This is a genomic window from Vibrio sp. 1F279, assembly GCF_041439815.1.
GTDB classification, from domain to species: domain Bacteria; phylum Pseudomonadota; class Gammaproteobacteria; order Enterobacterales; family Vibrionaceae; genus Vibrio; species Vibrio tasmaniensis_A.
Window position 1 is genome coordinate 1 of sequence record NZ_JBGOOU010000086.1, and the last position, 4100, is coordinate 4100.

At 41.5% G+C, this 4100-nt stretch carries 5 protein-coding genes; 2 read left to right on the plus strand and 3 right to left on the minus strand.

Going from position 1 to position 4100, the window contains the following annotated elements:
- Nucleotides 1-333 precede the first annotated feature (333 nt).
- Both ACED60_RS25215 and ACED60_RS25220 read right to left on the minus strand, forming a co-directional pair.
- Entirely contained in the window at nucleotides 334-1641 is a 1308-nt protein-coding gene (locus ACED60_RS25215) for a YfaP family protein (RefSeq protein ID WP_229648405.1), read from the minus strand.
- A 3-nt stretch (nucleotides 1642-1644) separates the two neighbouring features.
- Entirely contained in the window at nucleotides 1645-2187 is a 543-nt protein-coding gene (locus ACED60_RS25220) for a hypothetical protein (RefSeq protein ID WP_017100441.1), read from the minus strand.
- 471 nt (nucleotides 2188-2658) lie between these two features.
- Here ACED60_RS25220 and ACED60_RS25225 point away from each other — a divergent pair, with 471 nt between their 5' ends.
- Nucleotides 2659-2895: a hypothetical protein gene (locus ACED60_RS25225; RefSeq protein ID WP_017100443.1), complete on the plus strand. Its 237-nt coding sequence runs from the start codon at nucleotides 2659-2661 to the stop codon at nucleotides 2893-2895.
- Nucleotides 2867-3169 carry a type II toxin-antitoxin system RelE/ParE family toxin gene (locus tag ACED60_RS25230; RefSeq protein ID WP_017100444.1) on the plus strand — a complete coding sequence of 101 codons (303 nt, stop codon included), beginning with the start codon at nucleotides 2867-2869 and terminating at the stop codon, nucleotides 3167-3169. The genes ACED60_RS25225 and ACED60_RS25230 overlap by 29 nt, the downstream gene beginning before the upstream one ends.
- 354 nt (nucleotides 3170-3523) lie before the next feature.
- Here ACED60_RS25230 and ACED60_RS25235 read toward each other — a convergent pair whose 3' ends face one another.
- The gene (locus ACED60_RS25235; RefSeq protein WP_017102639.1) at nucleotides 3524-3940 is read right to left on the minus strand and encodes a GFA family protein; all 417 of its coding nucleotides are present in this window, start codon (nucleotides 3938-3940) and stop codon (nucleotides 3524-3526) included.
- Between the last annotated feature and the right edge of the window lie 160 nt (nucleotides 3941-4100).

Sequence of the window (4100 nt, forward strand, 5' to 3'; positions counted from 1 at the left end):
TTGAAAGTTATTGGTTAATCAATTTAGTCAGCTTTGGCTCTCTTTGTTATCAGCTCTTATCGACAAAGCTAATTGCTTGCAGTTACAAAATATATCATTGGAACTCGCCTTGAGTCGCGACGACGAGTAAAACTTCAGGTCTATGAAGCCTCTGGACATTTCCGAGTTACGTTCAGATTGGCGACTAAGTCGTTCGGACAAAATTTACTACTCCGAATCATACAATGTATCGGAAATTGGTAGACCAAACGCAATGCCCTACTAAAACATCAAATGATGTTTTAGTAGGGCTATCAGATTATATTACTATAGGTAAACGGCCCTTTAAGGTTACTAGAAAGCCCCTATTTCAATGCCACCACTGTCGTTTTCAGAAACCACAACATTCATCATGTGTAATGGGTTGGCATTCTCTGATGAACCTTGAGCTTCCCCAAGTGTAACTGACTTAGTTAGAACATCCGAAATACTACCTGTCGATATTTGAACAGTTGCAATTCGACCTTCTGCACGAGCGTAGTTATTCACACCGATACTATATACCCCGAGTTCGAGGCTGTCTCTGTCACAAGTGGCGAAGTAATGCTCTGGCCCATAGCCGCTGGTGTTATCAACATCTAACTCACCAACGTTACCTACCCTATTTTGGTAGTACACCTGCATCCCATTGGGTTCAAACGTATGCAAATCAACATCACCTAGACCATTCCAACTGAGTGTTGCTGTGAACGACCCTGTAGAAGCGATTGCTTCAGGAGTTTGTAATGACGCCAGCTCCGATTGGAGATCGTTTCTTATCATTCCAGCTGGTTGTAAAGAAGTATTTAAATAGGTTTGTATGAGAGTGTGACCAGATGGATCAACCTCTAAATGGCTGACTGGTATCGAGACATTTGTATCGGGCACTGTCCCTACAGCTCTTAAACCATTTATCACCAAATCGAGATCGGCTAGTGTATAAGGTCCATTCAGTTGTGGTGAAGCTGGTGCAATGTGGACTACCCCAAGATTAGATTCATCTAGGTTATCCAATTCCAATGCTGCGTTGTAGGCATTATTAGCAAAAAGATTACCTTGGGAGTGGGCGATAAACAGCATTTTTGCGCCCTGTGTGCCTAACGTCTGAATCCTCGTGTTATGACGAGCGTAATCGCTTGCTGTTGGCGGTGAAGAAAACAAATGACTAACAAGTGCAACTGTTTGGGATGATGCCCAGTCGTAAAGCTCAGTAAGTAGCCCCAACACCAAGTCACTAGGGGCGCTGACAATATTGTAGACTTTATCTAAGAAACCATCAGCTCCACCACCAGTAATTGCTGACCAAAAGATATCAAATCTACCGCCGAGATCGGGGTCTATTTCTTCCGCTCGCTGAATAAATACTTCTGCTATATCTTGAAACGCTGATGCACTAACCGATGAACCAGTTACGTTATAAAAAGTCTCGTATGCTACAGGCTCTGAATTGTACTCATTTCCAATTTGCTTTTGGAATTCAAATGTCGCTAATTTCGCTTCATTTTTTGTATTCCACACTCCATTAAAAAAGCCAACGACATACCCTGGTACTTCACAAACTGTTGCAGAACTTACATTGAAAGAGATTGACGCAGCTAAAGCGGTTATAATAATTTTTTTCATACATCATTCCACGCAATCGATATTAGATGGTAGGCGCGTCACAGTGCCATCAAGAGCTTCATTGAACGCTGAATATGCCGCTGCGCGCTCACGAGTGTTTGCTGTGTAATGTTCTATCGCTTTTAGAATTTGATGTGCATCGGCAGGGTTATCAAAAGCTAAACTCAAGCAACCGATAGCTACAGTAGACTCTTCATCAACTTGGAGGACTGCATCGATATCAGAATGATCAACAAGGACAGCTTCTTGGATAGTTCTGGCAATACTCTTAACTTGTGTCTTTTGACTTGCTGATAAGTTAGCCGCTTCAATATATGCCAATATATCGTCTCGAATGGCTTCGTTATTGGTGACTGAACCTGTAAGCGAATCACTAGTGTCTAAGTCTGGGTACGTTCCTGACGAAACTAACTGACTTAAAGCATCTGTAGGTGAATTGATTGGTGTTGCTGCATTTACATCATCGGCACTATCAGAGTCACCACCACATGCCGTTAGCAACATGATGGCACATATTGGTAAAGCTTCCCTTATTTTCAACTTCATTGTCTACTCCTTGATCATAAATGTTAAGTTACTAAAATATAAGAGATTAACGCCAAGTGCAACGAGTCCCATACCACCCTTGAGCCGACCAAGTTGCCGCTATAGAGACTGGCGTTACATTAATATACCTAGGTCCGTTACACTTATATCAATACAGTAGATGTGGTTTGCATAAGGAAAAGTAAGCCAAATCACAGGTTTCTGAAATGAGTAATCAATCGGTCGTAACTTCTAATGGGGCATTTTCGAGTTTCATGGCACACCTTTGGACAGAAGCTTTTTCTAATTTAGTAAATGATGCATTATCTCCGGTATGGAGGAGCCATCAGAAGAGCACGACCTTAGAGGTTAAGTTCATTGTCACTTATGAGAAGTGAAAAAGCCCACTAGCAGGGCTTTTGTTGCAAGTTGCCACATATGATGCAATGCGCTACAATTGACATCAACAAACAAATGACCAAGGTAATACATATGGCTACTACAAGCGTTAGACTTGATGAGAGCCTAGTAGATAGAGCTGCAACCATTGGAACAGCTTTAAATCGAACGACCCCCAAGCAAATTGAGCATTGGGCGAAAATAGGCAAGATCATGGAGGATAACCCTGACTTAACCTACGAGTTCGTACTGCAGGCAATCATCGCTAAAGCCGAATTAGAGCACGGGAATACGACCTCTTATGAATTTAGCGAAAGTAACAAAGATTGAGCAAACTACGACATTTGCCAAGACAGTAAAAAAGCTACACAAAAACCAAAAACAAGATCTAGATAAAGCAGTGAAAGAGGTTATAGAAAACCCTTTTATTGGCGTGATGAAGAAAGGCGATTTGTCTTTTCTTAGGGTGCACAAGTTTAAGATGAACAAGCAGCTCACCTTGCTTGGGTACAACTACGATGAATACGGGACGTTAGTCCTGACCTTAATGGCGTTGGGCAGTCATGAAAACTTTTATCGAGATGCATCCAGAACATTTAGATAACCAAAGCCTCGCCAAGCGCGAGGCTTTTTTATACCCCTCAAACACCTACAAACTGATTGAAAAAGAACTTAAGGTAGCTAACGCTGAAAGAAAGGTGGAATCTACCCCCGTGAAACATCACGGGGATTAACAGTATGAGAAGAGTGGATAAGTTTTAATATGGTAAAAACCCATGAACAGGGTGTGAATGAGTAAAAGGTCTAGCCAATAATGGGGCACTTTCGAGTTAGAAAGTGCCACAGATAAAGATTCAACCTATGAAAGTTCTGGCCAAAAGTAAGTTAATGCAATGAAACTCCCTAAACCTCAATAGATTAGAACAAGTATTTTAATATCTTAAACACTTGCTCACCGCTACCCCGGCTGCTCAGGGAAAACCTTTACATTAGTTGGTATTTGGTACCAATCTAGTTTTTCACTAACCCAAACATGTGCTTGAGGTTCGAAAATATCAGCTGCCGACATATCAGTTGGTTTTAACTTTAATTTAACCGTTTGCGGTGCATCTGGATTGAAATGGTAAATTCTGTTTCCACAATTTGGACAGAACATCGCGCAATTACGATTGCCACTATCAGCTAAACGTTCCCAAGTTTTCAGTTGACCAGAAAACTCTATTTTCTCGGCATCGACAACTGCTGTAATGCTAAATGGGCTGGTAGACAGTTTTTGGCACTCTGTACAGTGACAAGCAAAGACCATTAGTGGTTTTTCATACAAGTCATAGGTCACTTGCCCGCACTGACATGCTCCTATAAGTGGATATTCCATTTATCACTCCTCCTCACAACATGAGTGGCAGCTAACTCCGAATTAAGTAACGAGTAACACTACCGTCTAACCTAAGTCATTACATCGTAAATCAACTTGAATTAAAAGTAAGCGCGTCATGAACCCCGCATTCTAATTAACCGGCACGAAGAATAAGATC